Origin of the sequence: Mycobacterium sp. (assembly GCF_035640695.1) — a bacterium.
Lineage (GTDB): Bacteria > Actinomycetota > Actinomycetes > Mycobacteriales > Mycobacteriaceae > Mycobacterium.
On sequence record NZ_DASQVQ010000018.1, the window covers coordinates 1 to 17228 of the forward strand.

Annotated in this window: 5 protein-coding genes and 1 pseudogene; 3 read left to right on the forward strand and 3 right to left on the reverse strand. The window is 65.3% G+C overall.

Annotated elements, in window-relative coordinates; genetic code table 11:
* The coding region (locus VE759_RS02465; protein ID WP_324927900.1) for a HAMP domain-containing protein at positions 1 to 1265 on the reverse strand (1265 nt) is incomplete at its 3' end.
* 284 nt (positions 1266 to 1549) lie between these two features.
* Here VE759_RS02465 and VE759_RS02470 point away from each other — a divergent pair.
* Positions 1550 to 2014 carry a tRNA (cytidine(34)-2'-O)-methyltransferase gene (locus VE759_RS02470; RefSeq protein ID WP_324927902.1) on the forward strand — a complete coding sequence of 155 codons (465 nt, stop codon included), beginning with the start codon at positions 1550 to 1552 and terminating at the stop codon, positions 2012 to 2014.
* A 210-nt stretch (positions 2015 to 2224) separates the two neighbouring features.
* The gene (locus VE759_RS02475) at positions 2225 to 13012 is read left to right on the forward strand and encodes a non-ribosomal peptide synthetase/type I polyketide synthase (RefSeq protein ID WP_324927904.1); all 10788 of its coding nucleotides are present in this window, start codon (positions 2225 to 2227) and stop codon (positions 13010 to 13012) included.
* 49 nt (positions 13013 to 13061) lie between these two features.
* Here VE759_RS02475 and VE759_RS02480 read toward each other — a convergent pair whose 3' ends face one another.
* Positions 13062 to 15905: an MMPL family transporter gene (locus VE759_RS02480; protein WP_324927906.1), complete on the reverse strand. Its 2844-nt coding sequence runs from the start codon at positions 15903 to 15905 to the stop codon at positions 13062 to 13064.
* Positions 15902 to 16333 carry an MmpS family transport accessory protein gene (locus VE759_RS02485; RefSeq protein ID WP_324927908.1) on the reverse strand — a complete coding sequence of 144 codons (432 nt, stop codon included), beginning with the start codon at positions 16331 to 16333 and terminating at the stop codon, positions 15902 to 15904. Before VE759_RS02485 ends, VE759_RS02480 begins: the two co-directional genes overlap by 4 nt.
* Before the next feature lie 529 nt (positions 16334 to 16862).
* Between VE759_RS02485 and VE759_RS02490 the strand changes: the two are divergent.
* Positions 16863 to 17067: pseudogene (locus VE759_RS02490) on the forward strand (helix-turn-helix domain-containing protein); the annotation flags it as partial.
* Between the last annotated feature and the right edge of the window lie 161 nt (positions 17068 to 17228).

The window sequence follows — 17228 nt, forward strand, 5'->3', positions numbered from 1 at the left end:
GTCTCGAACATGTCCGCGATCTGGTGTTGCAGGGCGGCCTGCTCGCCGGCCAGCAGCAGCGCCTGCTCATGCAGCTCGTCGACCGCGTGCGCGACCTGCCCGATCTCCTCGGAGGTGTACACCGGAATCGGCTCGATCGGCGCGGGCTCGTCGCCCGCCCTCACTCTCGCGATTTCGTCGGCCAGGTCCTCGTGGGCAACCTGCAGCGCCCCGGCGCGCAAGCTGCGCAGCGGCCGCACCAGCGAGCGGGCCACCAGGACCACCAGCAGCAGCGCGGCCACAATTGCGGCGAGCACGATCGCGGTGTCGCGAAGCGCGGCGGACCGGCTGGCGGCCGCCCTGTCGTTTACCGCCTTCATCAGCGACGACGTGGTGCTGTCGATGACCTTGGTGGCGATCTGATCCGAGGTCTGGATGGACTGGCGCAGGTCCGGGTTGTTCACCAGCACGGCGGCCGGATCACCCATGAGTGCCATCCGCCTGACCATCTGCTCGCGCAGCGTTACCACGTCCGGCGATCCTGCCCCGAGCAGCTGGCCCAATCCCTGCAACGTCGACGGCTCGGTACCCGCGATCGTGATCATCGACGTGCGCAATTCGGGCTCCGGCAACTCGCCACCGCGGATCACCAGCAGCCGCTGCATCAGCATCTGGCTTCGCAGCCCGACGGCGCGGCTGAGACCCTGTGCCTGGCCGCGGATCGCCTCGTCGTCGACGCGCACCGATCCGGTGATCGCGTCTTGGGCGGCGAGCAGCATCGGCGCGTACTCGATGACCTGCTGGCGCACGTTGATGCTGTTGGACGCGACCTGGTCGCGCAGCTGCTGACCCGCGTTCAGCACACCGGTGACGCCCGAGCGCACGCCCGGCGCCACGTCGGTGTCCTTCAGCCGCTGTTGAAGTTCGGATCGGCGTGCGTCGAAGTCGCGCAACGCCGACGGCGGATCACCGGTACCGGCGCTGGCCAGCAGCACGGCGTCCATCGCCGACATGAAGCTTTCGATCGGCTGCACCAGTTGCGCCCGGTCGGCCGCCAGCCGAAGGGCGCGGTAGTCGGTGACGCTGTTGTAGATCCGGAAGCCGCCGAACGTGCCCGCGAGCACGATCGGCACCAGCACGATCGCCAGCACCTTCCAGCCAACCGGCCAGTTCTCCAACGACCATCTCGACGGCCGTTGGGGCGGCTTGGCCTTGTCTGATGCGTTGTCGGATTCGTTTTCGGGTGCGGTGTCTCCCGCCGGTACCGGCGGCGCGAACGCGGTCACTGGACCGCGGCCACGCGACCGACCGCTGGTCCGAATTTGGGTATTAACGCTTGGTTCATAAGGCTTCCTGCTCATTCAACCCATGGTCGGGCGGGCGGTAAACGCCTGGCAATTCGACGAGTATGTCAGGGATTGCCCAGGGGCACCACCAATTCTTACTGAACAGACAGACTTCACAGAGCTTGCATGGAATTGCGTTAGCGGCGCCGAGCAAATATTAGCGGAGCCCGGCCCCGGCTACCCCGAGTCGCCTCGTTGATGCCTGCCGGACGATCATCGACCCGGTGTTCCGCGTGCTGTTTTACTCCCCGCGGATCGCGCCGAACACCGGCAACGCGATCCGCATGGTCGCGGCCACGGGCTGCGAACTGCATCTTGTGCAACCACTGGGCTTCGATCTGTCAGAACCGAAATTGCGGCGGGCGGGCCTGGATTATCACGACCTCGCCTCGGTGAGCGTGCATGAGTCATTGCCCGCCGCATGGCAAGCGATGGCGCCAGCGCGGGTGTTCGCCTTTACCGCACACGGCAATACGCCGTTCGCCGATGTCGCCTACCAGCGCGGCGATGTGCTGATGTTCGGGCCGGAACCGACGGGACTGGATTGCGAAACACTGACCGACCCGCACATCACCGAACGGGTTCGAATTCCGATGCTGGCCGGCCGGAGATCGCTAAACCTGTCCAACGCTGCGGCGATCGCCGTGTACGAGGCGTGGCGCCAGCATGGTTTTGCCGGCGGAGTGTGACGCCCGCCACACCCCAGATCTTTGCGGAGTCAACGTTTCGGGCAACGGTTTGAAGGTTTCCGCACGGCGCCTCTGGCGTGTGCGTTAATTTAACGCCTCGTAACGGTACGGGGAGCCGGCAGCGGCATCACAGCGGTCACATTCGCCACGGCCGATTTGCCGCGTGAATGGAATATTGATGGCAAGACGCAAGAAGCAAGGGGATTCACCGTGCCTGCTACTTTGCTGGAGCTTTTGAGGGACAGAGCCGAACGCTATGGAGACAAGGTTGCGTTCGACTATTCCCCCGATGGCGAAGCAGAACATGGTCGGCTCACCTACCGCGAGCTGGACACCAGGGCCCGAGCTATCGCGTCGAGTTTGCACCGACAGGGCGCTGCGGGCGAACGCGTACTGGTCTTGTGCCCTTCGGGCTTGGACTTCATCGCCGGTCTCTTCGGGTGTTTCTACGCCGGAGCCGTCGCGGTACCAGTGCACCCACCGGTGCACAACCGGCTGATCTCGCGCGTCGCGTCGATTGTCGCGGACACCCAAGCGGGCTTCGTGCTGAGCACTGCCGAGACGCAAGCGGAGCTCAAGGCTGTGGTGGACGGCTTGCCCGATGGGGGCTCCCTGCGGTGGAGTGTGACGGACGCCGTCGCCCCAGACGCCGCCGCGGAGTGGGTCCCACCAGACCTCGACCCGAGCGCAACCGCCTTCGTTCAGTACACCTCGGGCTCGACGACCACGCCGAAAGGCGTTGTGCTCACCCACCGCAACCTGATCGCCAACCTCGAAGCCATCGGAAGGGACTTGGGGCAAGGGGACAACACGCACGTCGTGAGCTGGCTGCCGCTCCATCACGACATGGGTCTCATCGGGGGTGTCCTTGCAGTCCTCTACGTGGGGGGCAATTGCGCCCTGATGCCGCCGGCGGCTTTTATTCAGAGGCCAATGCGGTGGCTGGAAGCTATTTCCCGGTCTGGCGCCGGCGTCAGTGTCGGGCCGAACTTCGCCCTCGACCTGTGCGTCGACACCACCAGCGCCGAGGAGCGCGCGGCGCTCGACCTGTCCAATTGGTCACGGGCGTACTGCGGCGCGGAGCCGGTGCGCGCTGCGACCCTGCAGCGGTTCGCTGAAGCGTTCGCCCCCGCTGGGTTTCGGCCGGAGACGTTCCACCCGGTGTACGGGCTGGCGGAGGCGACGTTGTTGGTGTCCGGAAGAGCCGAGTACGGTGCCGCGCCGGCGGTGCGACATGTGGACGGCGTCGCGCTGCGCGGGCACGAGGTCGTGGCCGTCGCGCCGGAGCATCCCGCCGCCACGGTGCTAATAGGGTGTGGTCAGGCCTCACACGGCCAGGAGATCGTCATCGTGGATCCGCTGACCCGCCGGCCATGCCGGCCCCACGAGGTGGGAGAGATCTGGGTCGGCGGGGCCAGCGTCGCGCAAGGGTACTTGGGCAAGCCGGCCGAAACGAAGGAAACGTTCTCGGCGTTTCTCTCCGAAACGGGGCGCGGACCTTTCCTACGCACGGGGGACCTGGGGTTCCTACTCGACGGCGAGCTGTTCGTCCCGGGACGGCTCAAGGATCTCGTCATCATCCGCGGCCGTAACTATTACCCCAACGACATCGAGGCCACGGCGCAAGGAACACATCCGGCGCTGCTGAGCGGCCGCGGAGCGGCCTTCGCTGTCACGCCGGAGTCGGGTGGTTCCGAACGGCTCATCGTGGTGCAAGAGGTGGACCGCAGCCAGGTCGGCGAAGCCGACCTCAGCGAGGTCATCGGCGCGATCCGGACCGCGATCACCGCTGCGCATGACATCCAGGCGCACGCCGTCGTTCTCGTGGAACCCTTACGGATCCCGACAACTTCGAGCGGAAAGATTCGGCGGAGCACCTGCCGGCAGCGGTTCCTCGACGGCCAACTCGAGGTGTTGGCTGAGTGGCATGCACCAACTTCGCGCGATCCGCAACCTTCCGCACTGCCTGCCGAGGAGCCACGCGGACGCGCCGGGCGCGGCGCGGACGAGATCGCGGCCTGGTTCGTCTCACGGCTCTCTGCGGAGCTGGGCCTAATACCGACGGAGATCGACACATCCCAACCGTTCGCTTATTACGGCCTTGACTCCGTCCATTCCATCCGGCTGACCACCGAGCTGGAAGCCTGGCTCGGACGCAAGATGTCGCCAACGCTCGCGTACGACTACCCCACCATTGACCTCCTGTCCCGCCACTTGGCCGAGGACGCCGACGACGCACCCGCCGACACACGCACCACCGCAGCGGCCGAGAGCAACGGCGGAGTGCGCGCCAACGGCGCGGGCGAGCCCATCGCGATTATCGGCATCGGCTGCCGGTTCCCCGGTGCCGATGGGCCGTCGGACTTCTGGCGGCTGCTCTGCGACGGAGTGGACGCCGTCACCGAGATACCGCCGGACCGCTGGGACGCGGACGCCTCGGTGAACGCGACCACCCGTTGGGGCGGGTTCCTGGATCAGATCGACCGGTTCGACCCGCAGTTTTTCGGCATCTCGCCGCGGGAGGCGGCGCGAACGGACCCGCAGCAACGCCTGATGCTTGAGGTGGCGTGGGAAGCGCTGGAGGACGCCGGGCAGGTGCCGGAGCGGCTTGCCGGCAGCCGAACCGGCGTGTTCGTCGGCATCTCCACATCCGATTACGGAAACTTCCAACTTGGCCAGCCTGCGCTCATCGACGCCTACACCGGAACCGGAAGCGCAATGAGCATCGCCGCCAACCGGCTCTCCTACTTTTACGACTTCCGTGGGCCGAGCATGGCGGTCGACACCGCGTGCTCGTCGTCATTGGTCGCCATCGATCTGGCATGCCGCAGCCTGCGCGACGGCGGCTGCACTCTCGCCTTGGCCGGCGGCGTTAACGTCATCGTGTCGCCGGCGATAGGTGTGAGCTTCAGTAGGGCTGGCGTGACGGCGGCGGATGGCCGCTGCAAGACTTTCGACGCCCGGGCGGACGGATGGGTACGCGGCGAAGGCGCCGGGATCGTCGTCCTCAAGCCGTTGAGTCAAGCCCTCGCCGATGCCGACCCCATCTACGCGGTGATCCGTGGCAGTGCCATCAACCAGGACGGGCGAACGAATGGGTTAATGGCGCCCAACCGGCTGTCCCAGGAAGCCGTCTTGGCCGAGGCCTACCGGCGCGCGGGTGTATCGCCCGGTGCGGTGCAGTACGTGGAAGCGCAAGGCTCGGGCACAGTCCTCGGCGACGCAATCGAAGCGGAGGCGCTAGGCACCATCCTCGCGGAGGGCCGGACACCGGACAGCCGGTGCCTGATCGGTTCGGTCAAGACGAACATTGGCCACCTGGAGGCTGCGGCCGGAGTCGCCGGACTCATCAAAGTAGCGTTGGCGCTCCGCCACCGGGCGATCCCGGCGAGTCTGAACTTCGCGGAGCCGAATCCGAACATTCCGTTCGACAGCCTGCCGTTGCGGGTTGCGGACACCCTCACGCCATGGCCAGAGAACGGCGGCCGAGCAGTAGCCGGAGTCAGCGCATTCGGCTTCGGCGGCACCAACGCGCACGTCGTCCTGGCGGAGGCTCCGCACGTTCGGATCACGGAACCCGAGGACAACACGGCGGAGGATCGCACGGAGCTCCTCCCGCTGTCCGCCCGGTCCCCGGAAGCCCTTGCCGCACTGGCAAGCCGGTACGAGCTGGCGCTGATGGCTGGGGCGCCGCTTGCCGACCTTTGCTACACGGCGGGCGCGCGTCGCAGCCACCACGGCCACCGCTTGGCGGTGGTGGGCGGCTCGCCCGCGGAGTTGTCTGAGTCCCTCGCCGCCTACCGCGAGGGAGTGCCCCATCCCGGACTGTCCACCGGACGATGCGCTCCCGGCGGGCGACCGGGCGTGGTCTTCCTCTTCTCCGGCGAGGGCTCGCAGTGGTGCGGCATGGGACAGCGGTTGTATTCGCGCGAGCCGACGTTCCGGGATGCGCTGGCCAAATGCGACCGCGCCGTGCGCCCACACCTGGAAGGATCCCCGCTCAGCGAAATTCTCGCCGACCGTACCGATTCCCGGCTGAGCGACGTCGGCATCGTCCAGCCCGCCATCTTCGCCGTCCAGGTGGCGTTGGCCGCACTGTGGCGGTCCTGGGGGGTCGAGCCTGAGGCCGTCATAGGGCACGGCATGGGCGAGGTGGCGGCGGCACACGTGGCGGGCGCCCTCAGCCTGGAAGACGCCGCTCTGCTGATCTGCGGGCGAGCCCGCCTGCTCCGGCGGGCAAGTGGCCGCGGGGCGATGATAGCCGCCGAGCTTTCTCCCGCAGAGGCACAGGAGCTCATTGCCGGCCGGCAGAGTCGAGTCGCGGTGGCGGCGCACAACAGCCATCGATCGACGGTGCTCTCCGGCGATATGCGGGGGTTGATCGATGTCGTAACGGAGCTGCAGGAGCGTGGCCGATCCACCCGCTGGCTGAATGTCGACGTGGCGTCCCACAGTCCCGAAATGGACGGGCTGCGAGCAGATCTCCGGAACATGCTGGCCGCGCTCCAGCCAGGGACGGTGAAGGTACCCATGTACTCCACGGTGACGGGGAGCCTGCTGAACGGCCGGGCGCTCGACGATGCGTATTGGGCCGACAACCTCTGCTCGACCGTGCGCTTTTCGGCCGCAGTGCGGCAGCTACTCGGCCGCGGCCATGACACGTTCCTGGAGATCAGCCCGCATCCGATGCTGCTGAACGCGATATACCAGGATGCGAATGACTTAGGCCGCAGCTGCACGCTGCTGTCGTCCTTGCGCCGTGACGAGGGGGACCGCGCCACCATGCTTGCGTCGCTGGGCACGCTCTACAGCCGCGGTCAGTCGGTTGCCTGGGAGCACCTGCACCCGTGGGGTGGCCGATGCGTGGCCGCGCCCACCTACCCCTGGCAGCGCGATCGTTTCTGGCTCGGCACCACCGCCGAGAGCAGTTCTTCGGCGCGCCGCGCTGCGCCGCAGCGGCTGGTGTCCTCCGAAATCGAGACCGGCACCGAGCCGATGCCGAACAACCACCGGCTCAATGGTTTGGTCGTCCTGCCGCCGGCGACCCTAATGAAATATGTCTCGGCCGCGGCGACGGGCGCCTTCGGCGCCGGGAAGAGCCTGCTGCGGGAGGTGGTTTCGCGGTCGCTGGGCGGTGATCCGCCCGCTGGCGACGCGCGTGGATTCGAAGCCGGCATTGACATACTGCGCTGCGCACCCGGGCAGGAGCGTCAACGGCTGCTCGAGGCGTATTTGCGCGATCACGCTGCCAGCAAACTGGGTCTGACACCATCGCGCCTGGACATACAGTTGCCCCTCAACCACCTCGGGGTCGACTCGCTCATCGCGGCCGAGCTGCGTGCCCAGATCGAACGCGACTTGGGCATCGTGGTGCCGGTCGTCAAGCTGCTGGAGTGGCCAAGCGTCGCCGGTCTAGCCGACTGGCTCGGCGACCAGCTCTCCGGCGGCCGTCCGACGCAGCTGGATCCGACCGTGTCAGCCAATCCGAGCGCGACGCAGCCTAACGGGGTGCCGGCGCAGGACGCGACCGATGTCGCCGGCGCACGTTGGATCGACCTGCTTGGCCAGGTGCCGGATCTTTCAGACGACGACGTGGATGAACTGCTTCGTGAGGTGCTGGCCGCCGGGGAGGGTCCAGATACGTCCATTGACATCGCCAGCCTCTCCGCCGGGGAGAAGCGTGTGCTGCTGTCGCGCTTGCTCAAAGAGCGAGCGGAGGTTTCGGCGTCGGCGCATCCGTTATCGTACGGGCAGCGGTCCATGTGGTTTCTGCATCGACTCGCGCCTGGCAGCCCCGCCTACACCATCACCTACGCCGGTCGGATCAGCGGCGACCTGGATGTGCCCGCGCTGGAACACGCCGCGCAGGCGCTTGTGGACCGGCACGCGATACTACGCACTACCTATACCGTGCGTGACGACCAACCGGTTCAACTAGTCCATCCACAGTGGCCGGTGCGGATCGCCCGACACGACATCGGCTCCGATGAGCGTGCGCTCGATGAGTGGCTACGCCGGGAATCCAATCGTCCGTTCGACTTGGAAACCGGCCCGGTGTTCCGGTTGACTCTGGTACGGCGCACACCCCACGAGCATGTGCTTGTCTTGGTGTTGCATCACATCGCCGTCGACTTCTGGTCTATCGACGTGATTCTCGACGAGCTGCGCCTGCTTTACGCCGCACAACGCGGTGCCGAGCCGCCTCCGCCGTGCCCGGAGCGCTACATCGACCATGTGGACCGGCAGATGCGGATGCTGGCGGGTGAGGACGGGGAACGCCTCTGGCAGTACTGGCAAGAGCAGCTGGCCGGCGACCTGCCGATCCTGCGCTTGCCCATCGACCGGCCGCAACCGGTGGCTCAGACCTACCGCGGGGCGGTACACCGCTTCACCCTCGACAGTCGGTTTACCGCTGGGCTGAAGAAGGCAGGCCAAAGCGTTGGCGCGACACCGTACATGACGCTCTTCGCCGCGTATGCGACCTTGCTGCACCGATACAGCGGCCACGACGACCTCCTCATCGGCTCACCATTCGCGTGCCGCGAGCATGCCGGGGTGGAGGGTGTGGTCGGCTATCTTGCCAACCCGCTGGTTCTGCGCACCGACCTGCACGGCGACCCGACGTTCACGTCACTGCTCGGCCGCGTCAGGGAGACGGTTCTGGATGCACTTGCGCACCAGGACTATCCGTTCACGCTGCTCGTCGAGCGGCTCCGGCCCGTTCGCGACCCGGGCCACGCACCGCTCTTCCAGGTCTCGTTCGCCTGGGAACAGCACCGCCGCTTCCGCGACGGCCCGGACGGTACGGGCGCTACCCCGAATCGGGCGGCGCTTGACCTGGAGACCATCCACATCGGCCAGGGCGGTGCGCCCCTTGACTTGATGATGCTGATGGGCGAGAGGGACGGCGAGCTGGTCTGCGCGTTGCAGTACAACACCGACCTGTTCGATGAAGCCACGATCGAGCGGATGGCCGGGCACTTCGCAACGCTCCTCGAAGGCATCGTCGCGGATCCCGGCAAGCGGTTGTCGGAGCTGCCACTTCTCACCGAAACGGAGCGCCGTGAGCAGGCGGCGTGGAACGAGACCCGGGTCTGCTACGACGCGCCCGAGTGCCTGCACGAGATAGTGGCGGCAACCGCTCGACGCAATCCGACCGCCATCGCAGTGTCGTACGAGGACAGCGAGCTGACGTACACGGAACTCGACCGGCGGGCCGATGCGCTGGGACATCGGCTGCAGCGCCTGGGTGTGGGCCCGGACACCATCGTTCCTGTCCTTTTGGACCGCTCAGCAGACCTCGTCGTGGCCCTGCTGGCCGTCCTGAAAGCGGGTGGCGCGGTCATGCCGCTAGACCCGGCGCAACCCACGAGCCGCATAGCGGCCATGCTGTCCGACGCGCCGGGCCTACCCGTCTGTGTGACGCACCGGCGACATCTGGAACGACTGCCCGGGTTCGGTGGCCATCGGCTGTGCCTCGACGAGCTGCCGGCGGCGCTGGCCGAGAACGCCGTCGCGGCCCCTGCCGGCACGACGTCGGCGAGCCTCGCCTATGTCATCTTCACCTCCGGCTCCACGGGTGTGCCGAAGGCCGCGCTGAACACCCATGCCGGGATCCGCAACCGGCTGCTGTGGATGCAGCAGACGGACCCGCTCACCGCCGACGATCGGGTGCTCCATCAGACGCCGGTGACCTTCGACGTCTCGGTGTTGGAGATCTTCTGGCCGTTGATTGCCGGCGCACGGCTCGTCATCGCGAAACCCGATGGCCACAAGGACACCGGTTACCTTGTTCGGACCATCGCCGAGAAGTCAGTCACCGCAGCGTTTTTCGTGGCGTCGATGTTGCGTGCGTTCCTCGCTGAGGAGGCAGTGACGGCCTGCGTCGGGCTGCGCCGGGTATCGTGCGGCGGCGAAGTGGTGCCCTACGAGCTCGCTCAGCGCTTCCTGGCCACGCTGGACGCCGAGCTGTGGAACGAGTATGGCCCCGCGGAGGCCGCGATCACCGCCACCTACTTTCAGTGCAAGCGCGGCGCGCCCGGCCCGACGGTCCCGATCGGGCGACCGATCGCCAACGTGCGCGTACATCTCTTGGACGCCCATCTCCAGCCGGTGCCGGTGGGTGTGCCGGGGGAGCTGTGCATCGGCGGCGTCGGGGTGGGCCGCGGCTACCTCAACCGACCCGACGCAACGGCCGCAAGCTTCATCCCCGATCCGTTCGCCGACGATCTCGGCCAGCTGCTGTACCGCACCGGCGATCTGGCGCGGTACCTACCGGACGGCAACATCGAGTACCTGGGACGTCTCGATGACCAGGTGAAGGTCCGCGGCGTGCGGATCGAGCCGGCCGAGGTGGAGGCTGCACTGGAGCAACACCCCGGAGTTCGGGAGAGCGCGGTGGTGGCCGGGAACGACGGCCGCGGCAATCCCCGGCTTGTCGGCCACGTCGTGGCGGCGGGTGAGGTTGCGCCGAGCACGGCCGAGCTGCGCCGATTCCTCCTTGAGCGGCTCCCCTCGGCTATGGTGCCAGCCGTCTTTTGTGTGACGGAGGCATTCCCTCGCACCTCGAGCGGAAAGGTGGACCGCCGGGCCTTAGCGGCGGCGGCCGAAGCAGCGCCGGTGCAGGAGGCGGCGTTCGTCGCTCCGCGTACGCCAGCCGAGAAGATCCTCGCCGAGATTTGGCGGGACGTGCTCGATGTGGACCGGATAGGCGTTCACGACGACTTCTTCGCCCTCGGTGGCTGCTCGACCCACAGCCTGGAGGTCGCAGTCAAAGCTAAAGCGGCTGGCCTGCCGCTAACACCTGAATCGGTGTTCTTGTGCGGCACGATCGCCGAGCTGGCCGCCGAGTACGCCGAGGCCGCGAAGGACGGCGCGGATCGCGGCGACGGGCCGAGAGACGGGAACGGCCGGCAGGACGTCGGCTCCGACGCGGTCGAGGCTGAGCCCGCCGCACCAAGTTCTCCGGTGCCCGTGCGCGCGGTCAGCCAGAAGACGCGAAACACGGTGATCGAAAGCATCGGCACGTACCTGCCCGCTGAGGTCGTTTCGACCGAAACCGTCCTCGCCGGATGCGTCAACGAAATCGGTATCCCCTTGGAGCGCCTGACCGGCATCAAGAACCGGCGGATGGCGGGACGCCGCGAGTTCTCGATCGACCTCGCGCGGCAGGCGATAGTTGACTGCCTGGCACGCTCGAGCTACGGGCCCGAGGAGATCGATCTGGTCATCTCCTGCAATATCTCCCGCTGCGACGGACCCGGGTACAAATTCGTGTTCGAGCCCAGCACCGCGGCAAGATTACGGGAGCAATGCGGCCTGGCAAACGCCTTGGCCTTCGACGTCACCAACGCGTGCGCCGGGATGTGGACCGGCATCAACGTGGCCGACGCGTTTCTGCAGACCGGACTGGTCCAGCGCGCAATGGTGGTCAGTGGCGAATACATCACCCACCTGACCAATACCGCGCAGAGGGAAATCGAGGGGCCGATGGATGCGCGACTTGCTTGCCTAACCCTCGGCGACGCCGGCGCGGCAGTGATTCTGGAACGCGGCGCCAACAACCGCGTCGGCTTCCACGACATCGATATGGCCACGTTCGGGAAGTACAGCAACCTCTGCGTCGCCAAGGTGAGTGACGGCCCTCTCGGCGGCGCGACCATGGTCACCGACTCCATCGCGGGGACCGCGGTCGCGGTCAAGGCTGCGGTGCCTTATGTCTCCGGCGTGATGCGGCGGCACGGGTGGCGACCGGAGCACTGTGATCACATTGTCATCCACCAGACGTCGGAAGCATCGCTGAACGATGCGATCGTCGCATTCAACCGGTCGTTTGGAGCGGCGGCCGCCCACCCGGGCAACACCATCTTCAACCTCGCGGAGAGGGGCAACACCGCCAGCACGACACACTTTGTGGCCCTTAAGGATCACATCTTGGCGAATCGCATCAAGTCCGGAGACAATGCGGTCTTCGCCGTTAGCGGATCCGGACAGACTGTCGGCGCTGGGCTCTACACTTTCGACGATCTGCCGGACCGACTGCGCCGGGGGTCCAATGGCCAGCCCGGCCTCGCCCGCTCGACCGGCCGACGCACCATGGAGCCATCGGCGACGCCTCGGGTGTGCATCGCCGGCGTCGGCACCGTCGCGGCCAGCCCGTCGGCGCCTCAGGGTTCCGTGCAACTCGCGGTGCAGGCCGCCGCGGCATGCCTCGAGGACAGCGGACTCGACCGGGAGGCGATCGGCCTGCTGATCCACGCCGGGGTGTACCGGGATGAGTACGTCAGCGAACCGGCCATCGCCGCGTTCATCGCCGGCGAGCTCGGAGTCAACGACGACGCGCAATCCCCCGACGGCCCGAAGACTCTCGCCTTCGATGTGCTCAATGGCGCAGTCGGCTTCCTGAACGCGTGCCATGTCGCCACCCAGATGATCGGCGCTGGAAAGGCCGAGCACGCGATGGTCGTGGCCGCGGAGATAGAAAACAACACCCCGGAAAGCGGCCATCCGTTGCTCGGCATCAGCGAAACTGGCTCGGCTGTGCTATTGCGCAAAACCGACGGCACGGCGGGCTTCGGCCGGTTCGTCTTCCATCACCATCCGGAGCACGCCGACGCGCTCGCCACGTACACCCGCCACGACGACGGGCAGACCTGGCTCCAGATCGACCGCGATCCGAAGCTGACGGCCCACTACCTTGACTGCATCCCCGCTGCTGTCGAGGAACTGTTACGGCTTGAGGGATTGGACCGCTCCGAGATCGCTGTCGTGTTCCCGCCGTTCCTGCACTCAGCGGACCGCACCGAACTCGCGGTGCGAATCAACATCCCGAGCCCCCGATTCGTCGACCTGCCCGCCCACTCCGACCCATTCTCCTCTTCGCTGCCGTACGGCCTTGAGCAGGCCTGGCGGCACGGGCGGGTGAGTACGGGCGACGTCGGGTTGATCGTCAGCGTCGGCTCGGGCCTGCAGGTCGGCTGCACCACATACCGCTTCTGAATTCAAGTGCCGGGGTGCGTTCACCCGAGGCGCCGGTCACACTCAGGCCTCAGTGTTGTGCGAAAGCGGGCGACGCCACTGGATGTGCTCGAGCGGGGCGGGGGCGCACAGTCTGCGGCCACCAGAACCAGCGGCCCAGAAGCGCGGCGATAGACGGCGTCATGAACGCACGCACGATCAGCGTGTCGAACAGTAGGCCCATACCGATTGTGGTACCCACCTGACCAAGAATGCGCAAATCGCTCACCACAAACGAACTCATGGTGAAGGCGAACACCAGGCCAGCCGCGGTCACCACCGCGCCCGTACCGGCCATCGCACGGATGATTCCTGTCTTCAATCCGGCGCCGATCTCCTGCTTGAACCGTGAGACCAGGAGCAGGTTGTAGTCAGAGCCCACAGCCAACAGGATGATGACGGACATCGCCAGCACCATCCAGTGCAATTCGATACCCAGGATGTGCTGCCAGACGAGTACGGAAAGTCCAAAGGACGCGCCCAACGACAGAACCACCGTGCCAACGATTACGGCCGCGGCAATCAGGCTTCGCGTGATGATCAGCATGATGGCGAAAATTAGGCATAACGAGGCTATTCCCGCGATCAGGAGATCGTAGGCGGAGCGGTCGCGCAGGTCCTTGTAGGTGGCAGCGGTGCCGGCAACAGAGATCTTGGCCCTGGCCAGGGGGGTGCCCTTGACTGCCTCCCGCGCTGCGTTCTTGATCGGATCGATTAGCGCCATGCCCTCGAGGGTCGCGGGATCACCTTCGTGGGAGATGATGAAGCGGACGGCCTTGCCGTCCGGCGACAGAAACACTTTCAGACCGCGCTGGAAATCGGGGTTGTCGAATGCCTCGGGCGGCAGGTAGAAGGAATCGTCGTTCTTAGCGGCGTCGAAGGCCTGCCCCATGGCGGCGGAATTCTGCTGCAGAGCCTCCATCTGGTTCATCAGCCCGGAGAACGTGCTGTGCATTGTCAGCATCATTGCCCGCATATTCTCCATGCTGGTGATCATCGGTGGCAGAGTCGTGAGCAATTGCGGCATGATGGTATCCAAGTTGTCGAGTTCTTTCGTGAGAGAAATCAGGTCGTCGCTCAGCTTGTCGATGCCATCTATTGCGTCGAACACGGATCTCAGCGCCCAGCAAATGGGAATGTTGTAGCAATGCGGTTCCCAGTAGAAGTAATTGCGGATCGGTCTGAAGAAATCATCGAAATCCGCAACGTGATCTCTCATCTCGGTTGTGTCGGTTGCCAATTGCCTGCTCGCGGCAACGAGGTTATGGGTGGAGTCGACCACCCCGTGGATCACGGCCTGCATCCGCTGCATCGTGGCGATCATGCGCGCGATCTCATCGGCCATTTTCTCCATGTCGGCCATTCGGTCTCTCATAAACCCCATGTTCTCGGTCAGGACGGTACCCTGCATGCTGATCTGGAAGGGTATCGACGTGTGCTCTATCGGAGCGCCTAAGGGTCTGGTGATGCTCTGCACCAATCCGATACCGGGAACGTGAAAGACGCCTTTAGTGACCCTATCTATGACGAGCATATCGGCCGGATTGCGCATATCGTGATCGGTCTCGATCATAAGTACTTCGGGATTCAACCGGGCCGGAGAAAAATGTCGGTCGGCAGCCGCGTACCCGATATTAGTCGGGATGTCGGCAGGCAAGTACATGCGGTCGTCGTAGTTCGCCTTATACCCCGGCAGGGCGAGCAGACCGATGAGGGCGAGCACACACGATGCGGCGAAAATTGGTGCAGGCCAACGGACGACAGCCGTTCCTACCCGCCGCCATCCCCGATTCGTGATCTTTCGCGTGGGGTCGAAGAGACCGAAACGACTGCCCACAGTGATCATCGCGGGCCCGAGGGTCAATGCGGCCACAACCGCGACGACCATTCCAACTGCGCAGGGAACGCCCAGGGTCTGAAAATACGGAAGCCGAGTGAAGCTGAGACAGTATGTCGCACCGGCGATTGTCAGGCCCGAGGCCAAGATCACGTGGGCGGTTCCGCGGAATGTAGTGAAATAGGCAGCTTCCCGGTCCGCACCGGCCTGACGCGCCTCTTGATAACGGCCGATGAGGAATATCGCATAGTCTGTTCCGGCGGCGATGGCGAGTAACGTGAGAATATTAACTGCGAAAGTTGAAAGTCCTAGTATCTCGTGGTATCCAAGGAATGCGACGACTCCCCGGGCCGCGGCCAACTCAATTCCCACCATGACGAGTACCAGGAATACGGTAACGATAGAACGGTAGACGAGAAGCAACATTATCGTGATCATCGCAACAGTTACCGTCGTTACGAGTACGAGGCTTTTGTCGCCGCTGTGGATCAAATCCGCGGAAAGTGCCGCTGGGCCGGTGACATACGTCTTGACCCCTCTCGGCGGGGGTGTATCGGCCAAGATGTCCCTGACCGCCTCGACCGACTCATTCGATAAGCTCTCGCCTATATTACCGGCAAGATAGACCTGAACATATGCAGCCTTACCGTCATCGCTCTGCGCGCCCGGGGCCGTCAGCGGATGGCCCCACAAATCCTGAATGTGCTCTACATGCTTCGTATCCTGTGAGAGTTTATGGATCAGGTCGTCGTAATACCGGTGGGCGTCGTCGCCGAGCGGCGTATCACCTTCCAGGACGATCATGACCGCACTGTCGGAATCAAACTCCCCGAAGACGTGACCGATGCGCTTCATCGCCTGCATCGACGGCGCGTCGTTGGGGCTCAGCGACACTGCATGTGCTTTCGCAACCGCTTCCAGCTGCGGTACACCGACATTCAAGAAGGCAATGAGCGCCAGCCACAACAGCAGGACCGGCACCGACAGCCGGTGGATCGCCCGGGGGATGAACGGCTCCACCTGGTGTCTGCTGCTCACGCGGACTTCACCAGGCAAAAGGTCTGGGCGTTCATCCCGTTTGCAGACCGCTCGTCCTTGACTTCACCGTTCACGATGATGCGGCAGCCGATGGCGTCGCTGTCGCCCTGCGCCACCACGTTGGCGAAGAACGCGGGCTGGGTCGTCGTGACGGTGTACGACCACGGCAGGGTCGTGTCGTCAACGCGCTGCGGCGCAGCGTTGACGTCCACGTAGCTGATGCTTGCCACGGTTCCTGCGGGGCCGAACACCTCATAGGCCACGTGCTTGGGGTTGAAGGGCACCAGGTCCGCAGAGTTGGCGCTGGCGCCTGAAGGGTGGTCGTGGGAACCGAGGACGTTTTGGAGCCGGTCGATACAGAAGCCGGCGATGGCGACGACGACCGCGATGACGATTGGGATCCACGCCCGTTTGACGACTCGGGTCATTTCACTCCTCGCCCCAGGTCGGTCCCGTAATATCCGGTGATCATGGTCGGGTCGCGTCGACACATTACAGCGCACAATGAACCGGGGCCATCGCGCTAAAGGTCGACCGGCACGCAGCCGCAGCAACCAAAATCGCCGAGCGCATCCCGAGGTCCGCCATCAGAGGATCCGATTGGCGCCACGAATTCGCCGGGGAGTATCGGCAGTCGAGGTTATTGAGTATCGGCGTCATCGCATTCCCGCGGCCAAACGACTCACACCGGTCACGGGCTTCGAGAACAGCGCATCACCGGCGCCGTTACCGTGTTTACCCACTTTGGGATCCTATGGCAGCGGGGATGTCCAGCCGGGGATTTTCGCTACTCTCTGTCAAGCAGGCTCCGAGGGCCACATCCCACGTCGGCCGTCGCAAGCCATCGCAGCCGCCGCTACCCAGCGAACCCACAAGGGTCGTGAGTCGTTAATTCACCTGTAGGGATTTAGACCTGGTAGGTGCCAAATCGTGTCGCTCCTGTTGTGGATCTGACCGACCAACACCGCGATCGCCGACAAGCTCGACATCCATATCAGCAGCGTGCGCAAGTGGCGGACGCGGTTTGTGGCCGGCCGGCTCGAGGGCCTGTTGGACGAGCCGCGGCCGGGCCGGCCGCGCACGGTCTCTGACGAGCAGGTCGAGGCGGTGATCACCGCGACGCTCGGTGTCACGGATCTGGCGAGCATTCGGATTAGCGCCTCCCGGCCCTACGTTGGGACCAAACCGCCGATCAAATCCTCGCCAGCATCGGCAATTACTGCCAACGAATTAACGACTCACGACACCAGACGAACTCGTCACGGCTGGCTGCCCAATCGCCGGAGTAGCCGGTCGCGCGCCGCGGACGGCAGGTTCGGGACG

What these genes read in the sequence shown, in the direction of transcription:
- VE759_RS02485 (WP_324927908.1), bottom strand. Translation starts at nt 16,333, where the DNA reads ATGACCCGAGTCGTCAAACGGGCGTGGATCCCAATCGTCATCGCGGTC.